This is a genomic window from Providencia sp. wls1943, from assembly GCF_009706275.1.
Lineage (GTDB): Bacteria > Pseudomonadota > Gammaproteobacteria > Enterobacterales > Enterobacteriaceae > Providencia > Providencia zhijiangensis.
Window position 1 is genome coordinate 102,651 of record NZ_WLTU01000025.1, and the last position, 19,230, is coordinate 121,880.

At 41.9% G+C, this 19,230-nt stretch carries 17 protein-coding genes; 7 read left to right on the forward strand and 10 right to left on the reverse strand.

Annotation, left to right across the window (positions count from 1 at the left end; all coding sequences use genetic code 11):
* Positions 1 to 83 precede the first annotated feature (83 nt).
* From GKR48_RS14570 to GKR48_RS14600, 7 genes are all read right to left on the reverse strand, one after another.
* The gene (locus GKR48_RS14570) at positions 84 to 1,016 is read right to left on the reverse strand and encodes a DUF1177 domain-containing protein (RefSeq protein WP_154628595.1); all 933 of its coding nucleotides are present in this window, start codon (positions 1,014 to 1,016) and stop codon (positions 84 to 86) included.
* Positions 1,017 to 1,238: 222 nt separating this feature from the next.
* Positions 1,239 to 1,985 (reverse strand): IclR family transcriptional regulator, encoded by a 747-nt coding sequence (locus GKR48_RS14575; protein WP_154604321.1) that lies wholly within the window; start codon positions 1,983 to 1,985, stop codon positions 1,239 to 1,241.
* A complete protein-coding gene (locus GKR48_RS14580; RefSeq protein ID WP_154604322.1) occupies positions 1,982 to 2,815 on the reverse strand; it encodes a nitrilase-related carbon-nitrogen hydrolase in 834 nt (277 codons plus the stop codon). Before GKR48_RS14580 ends, GKR48_RS14575 begins: the two co-directional genes overlap by 4 nt.
* A 10-nt stretch (positions 2,816 to 2,825) precedes the next feature.
* On the reverse strand, positions 2,826 to 4,172 hold the full coding sequence (locus GKR48_RS14585; protein ID WP_154628596.1) for a purine-cytosine permease family protein: 1,347 nt from the start codon (positions 4,170 to 4,172) through the stop codon (positions 2,826 to 2,828).
* A 462-nt stretch (positions 4,173 to 4,634) separates the two neighbouring features.
* Entirely contained in the window at positions 4,635 to 6,578 is a 1,944-nt protein-coding gene (gene macB / locus GKR48_RS14590; RefSeq protein WP_154628597.1) for a macrolide ABC transporter ATP-binding protein/permease MacB, read from the reverse strand.
* Between the two features lie 2 nt (positions 6,579 to 6,580).
* The gene (gene macA, locus GKR48_RS14595; protein WP_154628598.1) at positions 6,581 to 7,690 is read right to left on the reverse strand and encodes a macrolide transporter subunit MacA; all 1,110 of its coding nucleotides are present in this window, start codon (positions 7,688 to 7,690) and stop codon (positions 6,581 to 6,583) included.
* A 108-nt stretch (positions 7,691 to 7,798) separates the two neighbouring features.
* Positions 7,799 to 9,463, reverse strand: a complete 1,665-nt coding sequence (locus GKR48_RS14600) for an ATP-dependent nuclease (protein WP_154628599.1) — start codon at positions 9,461 to 9,463, stop codon at positions 7,799 to 7,801.
* A 444-nt stretch (positions 9,464 to 9,907) separates the two neighbouring features.
* Between GKR48_RS14600 and GKR48_RS14605 the strand changes: the two genes are divergently transcribed.
* The 7 genes from GKR48_RS14605 to GKR48_RS14635 all read left to right on the forward strand — a co-directional run bounded on the left by GKR48_RS14605 (position 9,908) and on the right by GKR48_RS14635 (position 16,965).
* On the forward strand, positions 9,908 to 10,807 hold the full coding sequence (locus GKR48_RS14605; protein ID WP_036951864.1) for a lysine exporter LysO family protein: 900 nt from the start codon (positions 9,908 to 9,910) through the stop codon (positions 10,805 to 10,807).
* Positions 10,808 to 10,858: 51 nt separating this feature from the next.
* Entirely contained in the window at positions 10,859 to 12,340 is a 1,482-nt protein-coding gene (locus GKR48_RS14610; protein ID WP_154628600.1) for a DUF2867 domain-containing protein, read from the forward strand.
* 99 nt (positions 12,341 to 12,439) lie between these two features.
* Entirely contained in the window at positions 12,440 to 13,168 is a 729-nt protein-coding gene (gene artP / locus GKR48_RS14615) for an arginine ABC transporter ATP-binding protein ArtP (RefSeq protein WP_154604327.1), read from the forward strand.
* A gap of 36 nt (positions 13,169 to 13,204) precedes the next feature.
* Positions 13,205 to 13,948 (forward strand): arginine ABC transporter substrate-binding protein, encoded by a 744-nt coding sequence (artJ, locus tag GKR48_RS14620; RefSeq protein ID WP_036951873.1) that lies wholly within the window; start codon positions 13,205 to 13,207, stop codon positions 13,946 to 13,948.
* 12 nt (positions 13,949 to 13,960) lie between these two features.
* On the forward strand, positions 13,961 to 14,701 hold the full coding sequence (artQ, locus tag GKR48_RS14625) for an arginine ABC transporter permease ArtQ (RefSeq protein ID WP_036951876.1): 741 nt from the start codon (positions 13,961 to 13,963) through the stop codon (positions 14,699 to 14,701).
* On the forward strand, positions 14,698 to 15,366 hold the full coding sequence (gene artM, locus GKR48_RS14630) for an arginine ABC transporter permease ArtM (RefSeq protein WP_154628601.1): 669 nt from the start codon (positions 14,698 to 14,700) through the stop codon (positions 15,364 to 15,366). Before artQ ends, artM begins: the two co-directional genes overlap by 4 nt.
* Positions 15,367 to 15,561: 195 nt before the next feature.
* Positions 15,562 to 16,965, forward strand: coding sequence for a hypothetical protein (locus tag GKR48_RS14635; RefSeq protein ID WP_154628602.1), 1,404 nt, complete (start codon positions 15,562 to 15,564; stop codon positions 16,963 to 16,965).
* A 72-nt stretch (positions 16,966 to 17,037) separates the two neighbouring features.
* Here GKR48_RS14635 and rlmC read toward each other — a convergent pair whose 3' ends face one another.
* The 3 genes from rlmC to GKR48_RS14650 form a co-directional block, all read right to left on the reverse strand.
* A complete protein-coding gene (rlmC, locus tag GKR48_RS14640; RefSeq protein WP_154628603.1) occupies positions 17,038 to 18,165 on the reverse strand; it encodes a 23S rRNA (uracil(747)-C(5))-methyltransferase RlmC in 1,128 nt (375 codons plus the stop codon).
* 7 nt (positions 18,166 to 18,172) lie between these two features.
* On the reverse strand, positions 18,173 to 18,691 hold the full coding sequence (locus GKR48_RS14645; RefSeq protein WP_036951887.1) for a YbjN domain-containing protein: 519 nt from the start codon (positions 18,689 to 18,691) through the stop codon (positions 18,173 to 18,175).
* A gap of 155 nt (positions 18,692 to 18,846) precedes the next feature.
* A complete protein-coding gene (locus tag GKR48_RS14650) occupies positions 18,847 to 19,203 on the reverse strand; it encodes a YbjC family protein (RefSeq protein ID WP_154628604.1) in 357 nt (118 codons plus the stop codon).
* Positions 19,204 to 19,230: the final 27 nt, after the last annotated feature.

The following is a 19,230-nucleotide window of genomic DNA, read 5'->3' on the forward strand; positions in this document are numbered from 1 at the left end:
AAATAATTAACTGTTGCTATTTCAAATTAGCGATATTTTAGGTTAATAACGCTCTAAATTAAGACAGTCTGCAACAAATATTATTACTCATCCATTGCCTGCAAATGATGCATATCACCATACAATTCAGTTAATAGCTGATATTGCTCTTCATCATAGAACGCGCATTGGCCTTCACCGAAAGCTTTTGCGACTTCAATCATGAATTTCACAGTCGCAGCAATGTCCACTTCATGACTAGCTCCCGTTGAGCAACCTGGCACAACAGTTTCAGTGCAAATTGCGACACCAACAACCGGAACCGTTGTTGAAACCGCTGGCTGCATAATGCTATTGAGGTGATGAAGCCCATTGCCATAAGGCGTGATATCTTGGATAGATAGCGGGAACGTCACCGCATTTTGTCCGCTACTCCACTCCATTAAACGCAATAGATCCTCAGAAACAGGTAGGATATATCCCGATTTTACCGTTGGTGATAGCGCATAACCTTTATGGTTAATTAAGCGATTTCCTTTGGTGGTATCTACCGATAAAATGGCATCCGCTTCTGGGATCCCTTCATGAAGATTCATCGTAGCGTCTTCAAGGGGTGAATCCATAAAATCGACTGGCGTATGCGGACGAGTTGGCGCATTTGGGCAGATATGCGTTGTAATGATCACATCCCCTTGTAATGCGTCCCCTCTTTGCTGCATTTGAGCCAACTTTAATCCCGTTGTGATGGCTGCAATTGCGCCATCCGCATCAGAAACAACCCCAATGCGCGAAGGTCTTGCACCCAAACCACCTAAACGCCCGATGATCCCTAGCGTTGGTGCATTCTTACCTTGGGACTTGCCTTGTAAGCCTGGAATGGTGATTCTGACGAAATCACTTTGGCCTTTTTGATCGACTACAGTTGTTGAAATGGCTTGGACTGCGGGGAAATCCTGGAACAACTGAACAACATCATGCCCACTAACATTCGCACAATCGAGCAGCTCATAAACGCACAAAGTTTGCTTTAGAGTCATTGTACTTCCTTTAATTCTAATTATTTTTTTTAGAGTTTTAGAGTAAACGGGCACCAAAGGAGCACCCGCTTACTCTGAATACCCCTTAACTAAAGACAAAGGGTATATTTCCTGATGAAGGCGTATTCACGCACTTTGAATGGTATTTAATTATTATTTACTGCAACTACTCATTACTGAACTTTTACTGCTGATACTGCTTTATATCACAAGGTTTTTTGACTACTTGGTACTACGCTCTAACCAGTAAGGATCCCCAACCATACATCCTAGGTAAGAAGCCTTACGGTAAAGATCTTGGGACAGCTGCACGATAATCTCATCGGTCATTTGCGACTCTGGGAGACTCAAACACAACGCATATAATGTATTTTGTGAAGGGTCATATACTGTACTGGATACAGAAGCGACACCGGCAACTGACTCGTTGACTGAAAACTCCCAACCTCGTTCATTGATCACGCTAATACGCTCATTTAAACTGGCTCGAGACTCTTCAGGCTCTAAATTAATTAAGTTTATGCGCTCACTTATTGGTAATCGTGCTAATAATGCGCGCCCCGTTGATGTACCGCCAATAGGTAAACGCGTTCCAGGCTGCGTAATCACTTGCAGCATACTGTTACCAATTCGGGCATGAACAACACGAACTTTGTCTTCATCTAACGCAGAGACATAACTGGTAAACCCAGTATCTTTCGTCAAACTGTCTAACGCTTCTAACGCCATATCAATTAAATGGTTCATGCCACGAGCTCGGTGGGCAATCTCCATAATCAACAAACCTGGACGATAAATCGGCGCGTTATTTTTCTTTTCGAGCAACCCAAGTTCTGCCATCTGCTTTAATAGACGTGAAGCAGAGCTTTTCGGCATCGATAATTCATTGACCAACGTGGTTACCGTTAACTCATTACCTGAGCGTAAAAATAAGCGATACACGTCGACAACACTTGTTAAAATACTCATACCTGAGTTTCCTGCACCAGCAAGCCATAATCCAGAGGCTTTCTATCCCTTAAATAAGGCACATTTAAACGCGTATGCGCCTGAAGACGAAAATCAATCTCACCAACTAACAACTGTTCTTGTTCGCAAGATGCCTCACACAAAACTTGCCCACGCGGGCCCATAATTTTACTGCCACCAAATAGGTGTAAATCTTCTTCATGCCCCCAGCGATTCACCGCTAGAAGATGCGTGCCATTCTCTAAAGCACGACACGCTGTATTGATATTCCACATATCTCGGTCTTGAATACACCAAGCAGAAGGTGCAATTAGCAATTCTGCGCCTTGCAGAGTGAGGATCCGCGCCACTTCAGGGAAGCCCATGTCGTAGCAAATCATCACACCAATTTTGCCGATTGGCGTATCAAACACGGGGAAAGTATCCCCGCTTTTGAACCACTGCTTTTCAATACCAAACGCATGTACTTTACGAAATACGCCGCTGATATTCTCACAACCCGGATTCCAAACGCCTACAGAGTTATATACTTCACCAAGACGTTCACCGCGCTCAGCAAATCCCGCCACAATTGTGATATCTAGACGGGAAGCTAATTGGCTAAATAGGCAGTATGTTTCACTGCCATCAAAATCACTAAGATCCCATAACTGAGTGGAGAGTAGATCACCCCGATAACCCGTTGTCGACAGCTCTGGGAAACAGATTAACTTAGCGCCTTGAGATGCCGCCTGCTCGCACAGTTGCGCCATACGCTGCAAGTTACCTATTTTATTCCCTAGTTCAGAATCAAACTGAGCCAGAGCGACTTTCACTTGGTTATCGGTCATCTATCTGTCCTCAATCTAAATGAGAAACTTGGCGGAAGTGAGTGCCTTTCTCGCCTCGGAATGCCGCTAATAAGCGCATACCTACCCAATAAGCCACTGCACCAACCAGTAAAGAGTTCAACGCTGGAACGCCAATATCTGCACCAAAAGGCCCCAGAGCAGAGGTGCCCCAACCGACGACAACCGCACAACACCATGCAACTAAAGTCACAGGGTTATACGCTTCACAGCGAGTTGGTAAAATGCCTTGTTCTCGGCTGATATCCAGCTCTTTTCTGTCACGTTTTAACAAGTAATAATCGACAACCATAATACCCGCGACAGGCGGAATCGAAATACCAAGATAAATTAAGAAACTAATAAAGTTATCTAAGATGCCTAACATGGAAGCCACGGTACCAAAAATACCAATAATCCAGGTTAAATAGCGGCGGTCAAAACGCTTATTAAAAATAGCGTTCAACAGTGTGGAGAAGCCGAGTGATGAAGAGTAGAGATTGATATCATTCATTTTAATTGTTGAGAAGATAACAATCGATGCACCTAGCAACCCAGTTAACGCCATCATCAAATCAAAAACTTGGCTTGTGCGTAATGCTAAAGCCATTAATACCGCAATCATATTGACGAAAAGTTCGCCACAGAATGTACCAATCAATGTCATCCAGAATACATCTTTCGGTTTATGCATAAAGCGACTGATGTCTGGAGTTGTTACAGCAGAGATGATAAAACCACCCGCAACCATCGTAATTGCAGCTGGCATTGTCATTAAAGGCCCGGCAGGTTCAGTGGCATTAATTAATAAACTAATGTCCTGTCCCGATAATAAATTATAAGTTGCCCAACCTAGTGCGAATAAAAATAGCGGTGTTGAAATATTCGCGGTAATAGATAAAAAGCGATATCCATATACCGTAATAATTGTCACCGCAATACCTGTAATAAGCGACCAGGTCCCTGGTGTTAGCACGTTAGTCGCTTTATACATACCATCCGCGAAGAAACCATTTTGGACACCGAACCAACCCATTAAGGAGATAGCAATGGCTCCTCCAATTAATGCGGATCCTAGTTTTCCAAAACCAGACCACCGAGACAGTAGACTGATTGACATTCCTTCACGGCAAGCTGCCGCTCCGAGACCCCAACTGACGACCTGTAAAATTACAGAACCGAGCATTGTGGCCCAAAACGCCTGCCAAAACGTTAATCCATAACCAAGCGCTGCACCTAGCATCACTTGCGAAACGCAAGCGAGTGAACCGATACGGAGGATCAACACTTCATAAAACGGTCGACGAGCACTTTGCGGTACCCGCGCCAGAGAATAATCTTCACCTGCTTTATTTGCCATTTTTTATGCCTGCTGTGTATGAGTCTTTACTTGTGATTTTTGGCTTTTCGCTAAAGTTCCATTCAATGGAACTAGGTTTCATTTATTCTACGAGACGAATAATATCCACGATCGGTACCAAATCGCAAGTAGAATTTACCTTTTTGATAGTTTTTTTATTATCGGTTATTTAAATAGGAGGAGAAATAGGAGGGAGTAAAAACAAAATAAGCTGTAAATTAATAGGTTAAAAATTCCGCATTTGATTAGAGAAACTTCATAAAATGAGTTATCAGCTATAGATAATTCTGATTTCGACACGCCAATATGGAGTAAATTATCTTTTCATTGCAGTTAATCGCACAAAATATTCGACCTAAACAGCCATTCACCGATTATTTTATTTAATAAATTGCGTATTTGGTGAGAAAAAAGTTGTAGAGATCCCCTCTACAACTTTTCAAATAATCACGAATTGATAAATTACTCTCTTGCTAATGCATCAATTGGGTTTAATCTCGCCGCATTTCTTGCTGGTAGGAAACCAAAAATAATCCCAATCGCCGTTGAACACGCAAATGCGCTGACGAGTGCAATAGGATCAAAGGCAAATGTCCAACCCGGCAGAGCCATTTGAGCAATCAAACTGACGCCATAAGATAAGCCAATTCCCATTAAGCCACCAATAAGGCACACTAACACCGCTTCAATAAGAAATTGCTGCATCACATCCATCGTTCGGGCGCCAACCGCCATACGAATACCAATTTCACGCGTTCTTTCCGTGACAGACACCAACATAATATTCATCACACCAATCCCCCCAACCACAAGCGAAATGACAGCAACTAAAGTCAAAAAGAGCTGCATAGTTTGGGTGGTTTTTTCCGCTGTTTTGACCAACGTATCAATGTTATAGGTAAAAATATCCTTCTTACCGTGACGCAATGTCAGCAAGCGGGTCAGTTGCTGCTCAGCGACTTTCGCATCAATACCATCCTTCACTCTCACCACAATACTGTCATAGTAAGAACGGTTAATCAGCTTACTGTTAATGGTTGTATCGGGTAAAAACACTTCTAGGCTTTTGCTGGAACCAAAAATTGACTTTTGCTCCCCTAAGACACCAATTACTGTCGCGGGCATATTTCCGATAAGCAATATCTCACCCACGACATTCTGTTTGTTCGGAAAAAAGCGTCGTTTCGTATTACCGTCAATCACCACCACAGGCGCACGCCGATCAAGCATATCCTGAGTAAATCCCATCCCTTCAGCGAATTTATTACCATAAACTTGGAAATAACCTACCCCCACTCCTGCGACTCGAGCCACCGCATCTAAATTACCTTTACGTAATCGAGCAGAGGTATCAATGGACCCCGTCACAGACTGAACATAAGGCTGCTGAGCAATGGCAGAAATATCAGAGGCTTTCAACGCTTGTCGATTTTCTGGGTCATCACTGCCAAAATCTTTTCCGGGATACACAGAAATTGTATTGGTACCAATCGATTTAATATCATTCAATACCATCCCTTTGGCCGCATCACCAATCACCATGATGGATACCACTGAGGCAATCCCAATCACAATTCCCAGCATGGTCAGCAAGGTGCGCATTTTATTCACCACCATCGCGCGCCACGCCATTAATAAGGCTTCACTGAATCGACTAATCCATTGCCCTAATGGATTTTTCTTCATCGCAACTTTTGCCGGAAACTCCACTTTCTTCGTTGCTAACACACCAGAATCATTGATGATTTCGCCATCTTTGATTTCAACGATCCGCTCTGCTTGTTGCGCGACTTTCGGGTCATGGGTAACGATGATAACTGTATGCCCTTGGACACAAAGATCTTTTAAAATCTTCATGACCTCTTCCCCCGAATGGCTATCCAGCGCCCCCGTCGGCTCATCCGCCAAAATAACCTGTCCACCATTCATCAGAGCGCGAGCAATACTGACTCTTTGTTGCTGCCCACCCGACAATTGGCTTGGACGATAATTGACTCGCTCACCTAAGCCTAAACGCTGAAGTAATTGTTCCGCTCGTTCTTTGCGCTGAGACTTGCCTGCTCCCGCATAAATAGCGGGGATTTCGACATTTTGCTCAGCACTCAAATGGCTCAGTAAATGGTAACGCTGGAAGATAAAACCAAAATGTTCACGTCGTAATTGTGCCAACTGGTCATTATCTAAGGTCGCAATATTTTGCCCTGCAACGAAATATTCTCCTGATGAGGGTTTATCCAAGCATCCCAAAATATTCATCAGCGTCGATTTTCCCGACCCCGACGCCCCAATAATCGCCACCATTTCACCGGCATTTATTTTCAGCGAAACATCTTTGAGTACCGTGATCTCCTGTTCACCCGCAGGATAGCGCCGCGTAATGTTATGTAGCTCAAGTAAAGTCGTCATTATTACGATTCCGTCTCGCTGCTGCGACCGATGATGACCTTATCCCCTTCCTTTAAACCGCTAATCACTTCCACAGAGACATCATTGCGACTGCCAATTTCAACGTTTCTCTTTTGCGGGATTCCGTCATTCAAGACTTCCACTTCATAAACTTGTGGAGTGACTTCGTTTCCTAACGCCAATAATGGAAGGAGCAGCACATTTTTATGGGACTCAAGCTCAATCACCACTTGCGCGGTCATTTGGAGTTTTAAAAGATGTTGAGGGTTTGGCACTTCAAAACGTGCATAATAGAAAATTGCATCGTTAATTTTTTCAGGGGTCGGGAGGATATCTTTCAGTTTTCCCGCGAATTTTTTATCTGGGGCACCTAACACGGTAAAAGACGCACTTTGTCCCGGTTCAAGGTAGATAACATCTGCTTCGGAAACTTCCGCTTTAACCAACATCGTATCCAAATCAGCCAGCGTCAAAATCGTTGGTGCTTCTTGAGCGGCAATCACCGTTTGCCCTTGTAACGTCTTAATAAACGTCACAATACCATCCATCGGTGCAGTAATTTGGGTGTATTTCAGATTCGTTTTTGCGGTATCTAAAGAGGCGCGATTACGTTTAATCTGAGACTGATACGTAGCCACTTTCGCTTTATTCACTTCTACATCGGTTCTGGCTTTATCCAGCTCTTGCTGAGCCACTGCTTGCACTTTTGATAAGCTTAAATGACGTTGATAAGTCACTTGCGCAAGCTTTAATTCAGCCTGAGCCAATGCCAAGTTGGATTCTAATTCATGGATAGTTTCTTGAGATTCAGTGACTTCGTTTTGCGCTTTTTGCGGATCAATAACGGCGAGCAGCTCGCCTTTTTTAACGGTATCACCTTCTTTGACATACAGTGTTTGCAGTTGCCCGCTAACCTGCGCCCCCACATCCACTTTACGTACAGCATCTAATTTACCCGTCGCCATAACCCGCTTATCAAGGTCACCACGAGTCACATCAACTGTTTGGTAGCTCTCTGGCTGCTGGTTACCAAGAAAAAACCATGCGGTCACCAGCGCCGCGAGTAGGACAAATATGCCATAAATCCATTTTTTTCTTGATACTGCCTTCATTAACTCTATTCCTATTTTCAATCAGAGGGCCGCCCCTCTCTTGAAAATAAGATAGCTGAATAATTATCACTCTTCACTAAACAGATTCAAGATTAACTGCAATTTATATCAATACGCCTTACCGCGCGCCAACCATGCGACTCTTGAGAACATATTTCTCAGAGCCAATGGTACTGCTTCAGGGCCTAATTCAGCGGCACGGTTTACGGTCGCCAGTGCTAAGTCTGGTTTTGACGTCCGTGCAATCGCTTTTAAAATCACACGGCGAGTGGATACTCGGGCATTTTCAGGAATTTCTGCAATTTCATGGTACAAACCTTGAAACCCTTCACGATACAGAAAATGTTCCATATCCGGTGCTGGTAACATGGTTAACCGGTCTCTATCTGGCGAATTAATTTTATTGGCATAATGCGTCGCCGTTGCGGCATATTTTCGCCCTGCTTCATCCCCATCAGTTAATACATGCCATTCAATGCCCATTTTATTGGCAAATTTTAATAACGGTTTTAAGCCACTTTGTGCAAAGGCAATTACCTTAATTCCTTCTGTTTCGAAGAAATAATTACACTGCCTCGCAAATTCACTCATTAGCCAAATTTCCGTTTCTCCCTCAACCAGTAGCCAACAACGGGCAAATAATGCGGAAGGTCGATTAAAACGAATATGGAAAGAGATTTTACGTAACTCTTCAGCACTTAAATCCTGCGGGTTCAAACGATACGCAGATACTTTATTCGTATCACGAACAAGGCGGCATAAGCTATCAATTGGCGCTTGGGAAAGTAAATCGCCAGAATTGGTTGTGGTGATCCGCTGCAAGGAGAACAAGCTAAACAGCCCCCACGCAATAGACAACATAATAGGATGTAGCCGTGTTTCAGGGTCTTCCACAATAATAATTGGGCGAGCATGTTTATCCAGCTCAATATTCCCTTTAGATTGCAGTAATGACGAAAACATCCCTAGGATAATCAGGCGAATATTACGTTGATTCGGCTTTGCAATTAATCGGTTAATATTATCCAATGCCTGCCAACCTCGCTTACGAGGTTCTATGCTAATCATTGAATTATCCGTTTTCACCATATGACCACTTTTCCCTGAAAAATAGTGGCTCAGCAATTGCTGCATCGCGTCCACCCCATCTTCAAGGTCATTATCACTTAAGCGTTCAGGATTATTCACCAGCGCCATCGTCAATTCTTTAATCTGATGATTAAAGTTTTCACGGAAATTGTTGCTTCCGCTGACTATCGTCTCGGGGTTTATATTATTTAAGAAACGCGCATCTCGTAAGCGGATTACGGGATATAAACGGACAATTTCTTTAATATACTTACCCACATTATCGAGGGATAACTTATTTCCCCCTGAATTTAAGAAGCATTTATCTACCGCAACACTGTTATCGTCTTTTAGCTCCGCACTCACTCGGAATAAAATATGTTTTAAGTCATCTCCATTATCGACCCAAACAGAAGCAAGATTTTGGAAACGATAAGAATGATGGCGACCCGGGCGACTCTCACAGAACTTTAAGACTATCTGCAAAGTACGAAAACGTGTTTCATCATCCCCTGTTGGATGGTGAAAATCATTAGCAGTGAATTGGTATTCCCGATGTTCGGGAGAGAGCAAAATATCTAAGGCATCGAGTAAACTGGATTTACCCCATGAGTTTTCCCCGATCAGAACGGTATTATTATTGAGTTCTAAAGAAAGTCGGTTGATCCCTCTAAATCCGTATATTTCCACACGTTCCAGATACATATCTCTCTCCTTGCTATCAAAAACTGAGTTTGATTGTAACATCCTGACCGCTCAAGTATCCGTGAAACAACCTGAACTATCGCAAATAAAAGCTTACTCATTAAGCCGATTAATTACTATATGAGTCAACATAGTACAAAAAAAACACGTTACGATACATGTTCCTGCATTGAGCTTATTTATTTGGTGATATAGGATGTTTATGCTTTATTTTCCAGCATTTTTCTCCTATTTTTAGTTAATCAGCCATTGAAAAATATTTATCACCTGCGTGATAATTAGCATCACAGGCTAAATTTATTCATGTTTCGATAGCAATGTTCATGAATGTTTAAATATAATCTGTTGTTTATATTGAAATAAGTTTATATTGGCATAAGTTTATATTGGCATAAATTAGTGTAGTTAATGCAATAAAACAAAATGAAATAAAAGGGCACTAACATGTATTCAGGCTTGCTGATTATTCTTTTACCTCTGTTTTTGGGTTACTTGATACCTATAAAAAATAAAAATGTTCTTCATCGAGTTCATCAGTCTTTAAATTCGATGGTGTACGTTATTTTATTTTTAATGGGTATTACCCTTGCTTTGCTTGAAAACCTCAGCGCACATTTAGTCTCCATCTTAATTTATGCCCTGACCTTCTTCGCCTGCATTTTTGGCCTCAATGCGCTTTCTTTAATTCTTCTGGATAAGCTTGATCCGTGGAAAGTACCACAGCACAAGCAAGAAAAGCCCCCTTCACGTATCAAAATGGTATTTGAATCCTTGCAGCTGTGTGGTGTGTTACTCATTGGCTTTTTAGTGGGATTAACCGGATTCAAATTCTTACATTATGCAGATAAAGGCAGCCAAGTGGCGCTAATGTTGCTGCTGTTACTGGTTGGGGTACAACTGCGTAACAGTGGAATGCATATTCGACAGATTTTAATTAACCGCCGAGGAACCACTATTGCCTTAGTCATGGGGGTTAGCGCCCTTATCGGTGGTGCCGCCGCAGCCTTTTTCCTTGGCCTTCCTATCAAAATGGGGTTAGCTATCGCCTCTGGATTCGGTTGGTATTCACTTACTGGTATCTTAATTACCGATGCCTATGGCCCCGTGATGGGCAGCGCTGCATTTTTTAATGACCTATTGCGCGAATTGACTGCCATCATGTTGATACCGTTGATTATTAATCGCTATCGTTCTACTGCATTGGGCATTTGTGGCTCTACGTCTATGGACTTTACTTTGCCGGTATTGCAGCGCAGTGGTGGCGTGTCGATTGTCCCCGCCGCTATCGTTCATGGCTTCGTTTTAAGTCTAATTACGCCAATCCTTATGGCCTTCTTTACATAAGTAGAATTTCAGTCACAATAGCCGTTAATTTAGGTATCACAGGAAATTAACATGACGGGTAAACAACGAGTTTTAGTACTAGGTGCCAGTGGCTATATTGGGCAAAATTTAATTCCTAAATTATTGGAAGAAGGTCATGAAGTCACTGCTGCCGCCCGACGTGTAGACTGGATGCTATCCCAAGGTTGGTCAGATACTCGCTGTATCTATGTGGATTTACACCAGCCTGAAACCCTGAAAAATATCATGGATGAAGTGGATATTGTTTACTTCCTTGTTCATAGCATGGCGGATCAAGCCAATCTTATTGAACGTGAACGTGAAGCGGCGTGCAATGTACAAAATGCGCTGCAAGGCTCCAACGTCAAGCAAGTGATTTACCTCAGCGCACTGCAACATGGGCATACTTATTCCCCGCATTTAATTGCCAGACGCTTAACAGGAGAAATTCTGCGCGAAAGTGGTATTCCTGTAACTGAGATCCGCGCATCCATTATCGTTGGTTCAGGCTCTGCGGCCTTCGAAATCATGCGGGATATGGTGTATAACCTCGCCATTTTGACTCCGCCTCGTTGGGTTCGCTCAAAGTCATCCCCAATTGCCCTTGAAAATATCCTGTATTACCTCACGCAATTAGCCCAACTCCCCGTTACGAAGAGCCAAGTATTAGATGCGGGCGGCCCTGAATATATAAGCTACCAAGAGCTCTTCAAGCGCTTTATTAAAGTCTCTGGAAAGCGCCGTTTGTTAATTCCAATTCCGATCCCTGTCAGTATGATCTCCGTGCACTTTATTAGTTTGATAACTTCTGTGCCGCCCACAATTGCCAAAGAGTTGATCCAAGGCTTACAACACGACCTGCCTGCAGACGATAAACTCATTCGCGAACTTATCCCGCAAACACTGATTTCATTTGATGACGCGGTCAGAACCACATTATCGGAAGAAGCCAGCGCCATTGATAACTCAGATTGGGGTTACGATCCGGAGGTAAGAAAACGCTGGAGACCGGGTTACGGCTATTACCCTAAACAAGCAGGCTTTACTTATAGTACCACTGCAACCACAGAATCGCTCTGGCATACTGTCCAGCAAATTGGTGGAAAAGAAGGTTATTTTTACGCCAATATTCTTTGGAAAACACGCGCCATTATGGACGATATGATGTTGAATAAAGTCAAATATGGCAGACCTGATCGTGACACCTTACAGGTTGGTGATGAAGTTGATGGCTGGCGAGTCATTAATATGGAGCCAAATAAGCAACTTAGCTTGCTTTTTGGTATGAAAGCACCCGGTTTAGGTCGATTGACTTTCACTATTCATGATAGTGGAAATCTACGCTCAATTGATGTTCGTGCATGGTGGCACCCAGCGGGTTTCAGCGGATTACTCTATTGGTTTGCGATGATGCCAGCTCATCTGTTCATCTTTAAAGGCATGGCTAAGCGTATTAGTGAATTGGCGATTCAACGGGACAAAAAGCTTGTGACTGCGCCGATAGCGGAAGATAGCTCCAATAAGCCAGAATAAATTTAGCGTAAAAAACCAAATTTTTATGCATAAAACATTGCATAAATATGCTTACAGGATTAATATCGCAGGTAGTTAATTTAGATATTATTGGTAAGCATGAGCATTCAATTAAAAAACATAAACTGTTTCTACGGTAACCATCAGGCACTCTTTGATATCAACTTAGAGTGCTCTGCTGGTGAAACCATGGTATTACTCGGGCCAAGCGGCGCAGGTAAAAGTTCCTTACTGCGCGTACTAAACCTGCTAGAAATGCCACGTTCAGGTCAACTCAACGTTGCCAACCATACTTTTGATTTTGCCAAAGCACCAGATGCGAAAGCTATTCGCGATCTGCGCCAAAACGTAGGCATGGTTTTTCAGCAATATAATCTTTGGCCTCACTTAAGTGTGATGGATAACCTGATTGAAGCGCCATGCCGCGTTTTGAAGCTATCCAAGCAGCAAGCTCAAGAAAAAGCCGCTAAGCTGTTAGAGCGTTTACGTTTATCTCAATTTGCTGACCGCTATCCCTTGCATTTATCCGGCGGCCAACAACAGCGTGTCGCGATTGCTCGCGCCTTAATGATGGAACCACAAGTTCTGTTATTTGATGAGCCAACAGCCGCACTTGACCCTGAAATCACAGCGCAAGTGGTGGACATTATTCGTGAACTTTCAGCAACAGGGATCACCCAAGTTATCGTGACCCATGAAGTTGAAATTGCCCGTAAAACCGCAAGCCGTGTGGTCTATATGGAAAACGGTCATATTGTAGAGCAAGGAGATGCTAGCCACTTCGCTGCACCTCAAACCGAAGCATTTGCAAATTATCTATCCCATTAATAGATTCTGTCCCACTAATAGATATAGGATTAAGCAATGAAAAAATTATTATTAGCTACATTATTAGGCGCTGTAACCCTATCTGCGGCGGCGGCGGAAAAAGAGACTATCCGTTTTGCAACTGAAGCCACTTATGCTCCATTTGAAATGTTTGATAAAAACAACCAGATCGTGGGTTTTGACGTAGATCTGGCAAATGCAATGTGTGAAAAAATGAATGCAACCTGCACATTCACACACCAATCTTTTGATAGCTTAATCCCAAGCCTGAAATTCCGTCGCTTTGAAGCATTAATGGCGGGTATCGATATTACCCCTGAGCGTCAACAACAAGTGGATTTCACCGAAACTTACTACCCGAACTCCGCTGAATTTATTGCGGTAAAAGATAAGATTACTGCCGTTGACCAGTTAAAAGGTAAAAAAATCGGGGTACAAAACGGTACTACACACCAGAAATACATTCTGGAACAACATAAAGATATGACTGTTGTCCCTTATGATAACTACCAATCTGCCATTTTAGATCTGCAAAACGGTCGTATTAATGCGGTCTTCGGTGACACTGCCGTTGCTGATGAGTGGTTAAAAGCGAAAGGTAATGAAAACTTAGCAGCTGTGGGCGACAAAGTGACCGATCCACAATACTTTGGTATTGGTTTAGGTATCGCGGTTCGTAAAGGCAACAAAGAGTTACTTGATAAGATGAACAAAGCCTTATCTGAAGTTAAAGCCGATGGCACCTACGATGCTATCCATAAAAAATGGTTTCAACAGTAGTCGATATAATTAATGAATGATTTATTCTTTTTAGCAAGTGCCGCCGGTATTACCGTCGGCCTTGCCGTTTTAGCGCTAGTCCTTGGATTGGTTCTCGCAATGCTATTTACCGCATGGGAATCTGTTCGGTTCAAACCTCTCGCCTTTTTAGGAACCTGCTGGGTCACGCTGATCCGTGGTTTACCTGAACTACTGGTGGTGCTGTTTGTCTATTTTGGAACGCTCCAGCTCATTAACCTGTTAGGTGATGGTATCGCCATTAACTTAGGTTTCTGGCAAGGTACATTCCAAATTGATCCGAGCATTTTCTTTGCTGACAGCGGCGAATTTGACTACACGCCATTCTTCTGTGGTGTGGTTGCGCTTGCACTGTTATATGCTTCTTACGCCTCACAGACCTTGCGTGGTGCCTTGAAAGCCGTGCCTTATGGTCAATGGGAAGCGGGATTAGCCCTTGGATTAAGCAAACGAACCATTTTCTTTCGCTATATCATGCCGCAAATGTGGCGCCATGCCCTGCCGGGCTTAGGTAACCAGTGGCTAGTGTTACTCAAAGATACCGCGTTAGTGTCCTTAATTAGCGTCAACGACTTAATGCTACAGACCAAAACCATTGTGAACCGTACCCATGAACCGTTTACTTGGTACGCTATTGTGGGACTGATTTACCTCGCTATCACCCTATTAAGCCAATTGGTGCTAAAACGTATTGAACTGCGCACCACGCGTTTTGAACGGAGTGATGCGAAATGATCGATTTAATTCTACAAATATTACCGGGATTACCGACCAGCTTGTCACTGACCTTCAGTGCATTATTGGTGGCTTTTATCTTAGCCATCTTCTTTACGCTGATCTTATCCCTCAAAACTCCCGTCATTTCACAAGCGGTTAAGGTGTATATCACCCTATTCACCGGCACGCCGTTATTGGTGCAGTTTTTCTTGATTTATAATGGCCCGAGCCAATTTAAGTCACTGCAAAATTACCCGATGCTGTGGGAGTTTATTTCGACGCCATGGGTTTGTGCGATGGTAGCACTGGCATTAAACAGTGCGGCATATTCCACGCTATTATTCCATGGTGCGGTAAAAGCCATTCCGTCGGGTCAGTGGCAATCTTGCCAAGCGCTGGGTATGAATAAGCTACAAACCATGTGGATTATTCTCCCTTATGCGTTTAAACGCTCACTTTCATCCTATTCCAACGAAGTGGTACTGATTTTCAAAAGTACCTCTCTCGCCAGTACCATTACAATGCTGGATATTATGGGCTACAGTAGCCAAGTATTTGGGCAAACATGGGATGTCATGGCGTTTGTCGCGGCAGGGATTATCTATCTTGTGGTGAATGCGATTCTGACGTTAATTATGCGTCTGATTGAGCGTAAAGCACTGGCATTTGAACATCGTAGCTAAATTTAGCTTACCATTTCGTCCATAAGCTCATTGTTTTTACACATAAAAAAGCTTGGTTCAACACCAAGCTTTTTTTATATGAAAAATATACATAGCCAATTGCCTCTGTATGTATTGATTTTTGAAAGATAGAACCATTTTATATTGGTAGTATGAATCATTGCAAAATAATACCGATTACATAAGGTTATCTAGATGATTACACAAGTTAAATTTTCCATTCCTTTTCAGCAAGGGCCTATTGTTAATTACATAGCCACGGATATCCCCAACCTATTTGTGAATAAACTTGTCAAAGTCTCAAATATTAGCCCCATTCAAGCAGGTATTTGCGCCGGTCTTTCCAACCATTTTATGATGTATGAAAGTCATAATCTTGGGCCCCAGTATGTCAAAAAACTTAGTGACACATTTAATGTCATATCGAATCAAGAGTATTCCCAAAACACGCTGGATACATATATTTTAAATTCTACTAAGAAATTTAGAATGGCTGAATTTAGCACTTTAATTTATCAAGCTATCAATGAACAAGTAGACTACGCAAATTCAATTCAATTAAATAACCTCGCATTTTACATGAACACTATCTCTATTAGAGATATTTACTCGCAGGAAGATAATGTTAGATATTTAAATAAGCTACTAAAATCAGGTGAAATTCATGAAGGAATAAATATACCTGATACATTCCTCATTAACTATGATCTCCCTGCTAATTTAGGTTTTTTTATAGAAAAAATACTGGATAGAACCTGTTTCAGCTGCTCGTATTTATCCCAGGAAGAAATAGAGCTAATAAGAGAAAAATTATCCCATAAAATACCGTTAACAACGAATGATGCCCGTTTAATTTTGACTGCCTTTTTAATATTTGAGGCAGACAAAATTAGCCTAATTTCTGTTGATAGACGAATTCGCGCAGGATTAATCAACGATAATGCACAACCACTGGAAGATAGGCAAAATACCAATCATTCTGGTGAGTTAAAAACGCTAGCTGATATAGAAATGGATATCAATGAATCAATAAAAAGCAAAGGTTATTATTACTGTCTTGTAGAAACAATCGACCACTGCATGGCTATTTCCGCCAAAAACAGTGATGAAAAAGTGATATACACATTTTTTGAACCAAACAAAGGCATTCTATTTGATGAAGATAGCCACAGTTTTTTCAGTCAGTTATCCCAAATTTTTGATGAATTTAATATCAATGGTCGAACTGAACGCTCTGATACTGGTCATGCATTACTTAATGTCCGCATGATTGATAAAAGAACCAACAGCCAAAACAAACTTAGCTTGCCTAATTTTTCTGATGAAGAGCTTCAAACTAATATCAAAAATGCACTGATAAAAGATAAAGTAAATATAGCATTACCCGATAATTTCAAAATAAAGCTGAAAAGCCATGACCCAATAAGTAATATAACCAAACTCACCGTTTATAAGGGACTAAAAAAATGGAATATCGATTCAAATGAAACTGACGTTAAAAAAATGATTTCAACTATTACTGAAAAGCTCCCATTAATAAAGAGCGAAAAAGGTAATTTATCTATTGATGAATATGGAGATATTCATAATAGAAATTAACTCTTCATTTGAGCCTTATCTTGTAAAACGAGACGTGAAAATAGATAGGCGTAAACCTACCTATTTTAATCACTATTTTCGTTTCAATAAGCTCAACACTTCATAGTGTGCTGTATGCGGGAACATATCAAATAGTTGAACTTTGCAAACATCGTATCCTGATAATAATTCAAAGTCTTGCGCCATGGTTTGGGCATTACAGCTAGAATAAAGAATATACTCAGGATGCATATCAGATAAATAATTGCATAAATTCTTACCGATACCGCGGCGAGGTGGATTCACCAGCACTAAATCGGGAATATCTTGGCGACTGGTTGCAAAATTGGTTGAATCTAATGCTTGGAACTCTACATGCTGCAAACCCAGCTCTTGGGCAGACTGGCGAGCACACTCAATAGCGGGCGCACTAATTTCAATACCCGTTAGCCTGGTCGTCTTATCCGCGCAATGCAAACCGAAGCCACCCACACCGCAAAACAGATCCCATAAACTAGTGATATTCAAGTCTTTCACCCACTCTCGAGCAGTTTGATATAACTGAGATGCCACGATAGGGTTCGTTTGGAAAAAACTTTGCGGACGAATAAACAGAGGAACTTGGTTAAATTCATCCCGCAGCACATGTTGCTCAGTGAACATAATTTCCTGTTCACCTTCTAAAATAGCCATATGTACGGGTTGAATATTGGCGGTGATCACGGCTAATTGCGGCAATTTTTCTTGTAACCAAGGTAATGCTTTCTGCAATTGCGCGATTTTTTTATTGGAACGCAAGACAAAGCGCAACATAAATTGTTTGGTATGCCAGCTTTGAGTCAGCAAAATATATTTTAGCTCACCGCGCTTACGTTCAATGTTATAGGGAGTTAACCCAGCTCTTGCGATAAAAGGAATAAGCTGCGCGAAGATTTGCGAAAATTCAGTGGGATATAACGGGCACTCCGTTAAACTAATAGCATCTCCATCACGGTTAACAATACCCAAAATCGGTTTTTCAACACTACCACTGACAACCATTTTGGCTTTATTGCGAAATCCTTCAAATGGCCCCGTCACGGGTGTCAAAAATAAAGACGATGCCAAAGAAGGCAATAAAGATTGCAGATTATCTTGTTTACAGGCAATTTGCTGTTCTGGCGATAATTCTAGCCACTGACAGGAGCGACATTCTCCTGCCAAATATTTTTCACAATGCATAAGGTATTTAGTGAATAATCACGGAAGGTTTATCATCAAGGTCGGATTCAGTATCGTCATCATTATCATCCGACTCTAACTCTTCATACTCATCTTGGTTAGCATAAAGCAGATTATTACTGAAAATTTCAAACACAATACCGGAAATTTGCTCTTCGGCTTGCTGTAAGAAATGGCTAAATTGGCGATAGGTTATCCCAGCTTCTAACGAAAATGATTGGCTAACCACCAATTTAGGTAGATTTTCATTATTAATTTCGAGAAAAACTTTTGCCGTTAATGAGCTGGCGTTAATTTGGCTAATATTTGCCACCAGCGTAATAATCGCGGTAGGTTTAAGTTCTGCCAATGCTGAGAGTACTAACACATTATTAATAATGTCTAATTTAGCATCAAAGATCCCATCAATATTTTGCATATGAGGGAGATGCAAAGCAGCACAAGAATCACACTCGAAATAAGAGGTTTTGAGTTGGTCGAGCCACTCACGCAGTTGTGAGATATCTGGGTAACAAATAGAATCCATGATCAATAACCTTCTTCAACTCAAAATAGCGATATACCAAAAATAACCATATTCGTGCCAACCAAGCACTCATACTAACAATTCATTCTAACAAATAGAAAGCGGACAATTTTCACACATAGCCAGTCTAAACACCAGTAAAACCATGCCCTGCTCTACTTTTCGTCTGGTTTATCATCATCTCGCGTTGTCTCTTTTGTCTGATTACGGCGGTCACGACTCGCGCCCCCCGATTTATTATCAATGCCTAAAAAAGTAAGGCCATGCACGGCTCGCCAGATAATATTGATCATCGCTGGGATTAAACACCCCATTCCAACCAGCACCATAGAGACAATCGCGCCAGAGCTGGCGAGCCATTCCGGCAGCGTAATATAGTCATTAGTGGCAAGTAATACGGTGATTAGTAATAATATTCCGATACCCTCAAGAAATAGAACGGGTTTTGGCATATCCGCTAGTGAGCGCATCGTCCCTTTAGTCTCTTTTATGGGTTTTTGCTGTTGTTCCATGATGTTTTCCTTCGTTTTATTACCTTA

Coding starts and splice junctions, on each gene's coding strand:
- artQ (WP_036951876.1), top strand. CDS start 13,961: ATGAATGATTTATTCTTTTTAGCAAGTGCCGCCGGTATTACCGTCGGC.
- GKR48_RS14580 (WP_154604322.1), bottom strand. CDS start 2,815: ATGACCGATAACCAAGTGAAAGTCGCTCTGGCTCAGTTTGATTCTGAA.
- GKR48_RS14650 (WP_154628604.1), bottom strand. CDS start 19,203: ATGGAACAACAGCAAAAACCCATAAAAGAGACTAAAGGGACGATGCGC.
- macA (WP_154628598.1), bottom strand. CDS start 7,690: ATGAAGGCAGTATCAAGAAAAAAATGGATTTATGGCATATTTGTCCTA.
- GKR48_RS14585 (WP_154628596.1), bottom strand. CDS start 4,172: ATGGCAAATAAAGCAGGTGAAGATTATTCTCTGGCGCGGGTACCGCAA.
- GKR48_RS14610 (WP_154628600.1), top strand. CDS start 10,859: ATGACGGGTAAACAACGAGTTTTAGTACTAGGTGCCAGTGGCTATATT.
- artM (WP_154628601.1), top strand. CDS start 14,698: ATGATCGATTTAATTCTACAAATATTACCGGGATTACCGACCAGCTTG.
- artJ (WP_036951873.1), top strand. CDS start 13,205: ATGAAAAAATTATTATTAGCTACATTATTAGGCGCTGTAACCCTATCT.
- GKR48_RS14605 (WP_036951864.1), top strand. CDS start 9,908: ATGTATTCAGGCTTGCTGATTATTCTTTTACCTCTGTTTTTGGGTTAC.
- GKR48_RS14645 (WP_036951887.1), bottom strand. CDS start 18,691: ATGGATTCTATTTGTTACCCAGATATCTCACAACTGCGTGAGTGGCTC.
- GKR48_RS14575 (WP_154604321.1), bottom strand. CDS start 1,985: ATGAGTATTTTAACAAGTGTTGTCGACGTGTATCGCTTATTTTTACGC.
- GKR48_RS14570 (WP_154628595.1), bottom strand. CDS start 1,016: ATGACTCTAAAGCAAACTTTGTGCGTTTATGAGCTGCTCGATTGTGCG.
- artP (WP_154604327.1), top strand. CDS start 12,440: ATGAGCATTCAATTAAAAAACATAAACTGTTTCTACGGTAACCATCAG.
- rlmC (WP_154628603.1), bottom strand. CDS start 18,165: ATGCATTGTGAAAAATATTTGGCAGGAGAATGTCGCTCCTGTCAGTGG.
- GKR48_RS14600 (WP_154628599.1), bottom strand. CDS start 9,463: ATGTATCTGGAACGTGTGGAAATATACGGATTTAGAGGGATCAACCGA.
- GKR48_RS14635 (WP_154628602.1), top strand. CDS start 15,562: ATGATTACACAAGTTAAATTTTCCATTCCTTTTCAGCAAGGGCCTATT.
- macB (WP_154628597.1), bottom strand. CDS start 6,578: ATGACGACTTTACTTGAGCTACATAACATTACGCGGCGCTATCCTGCG.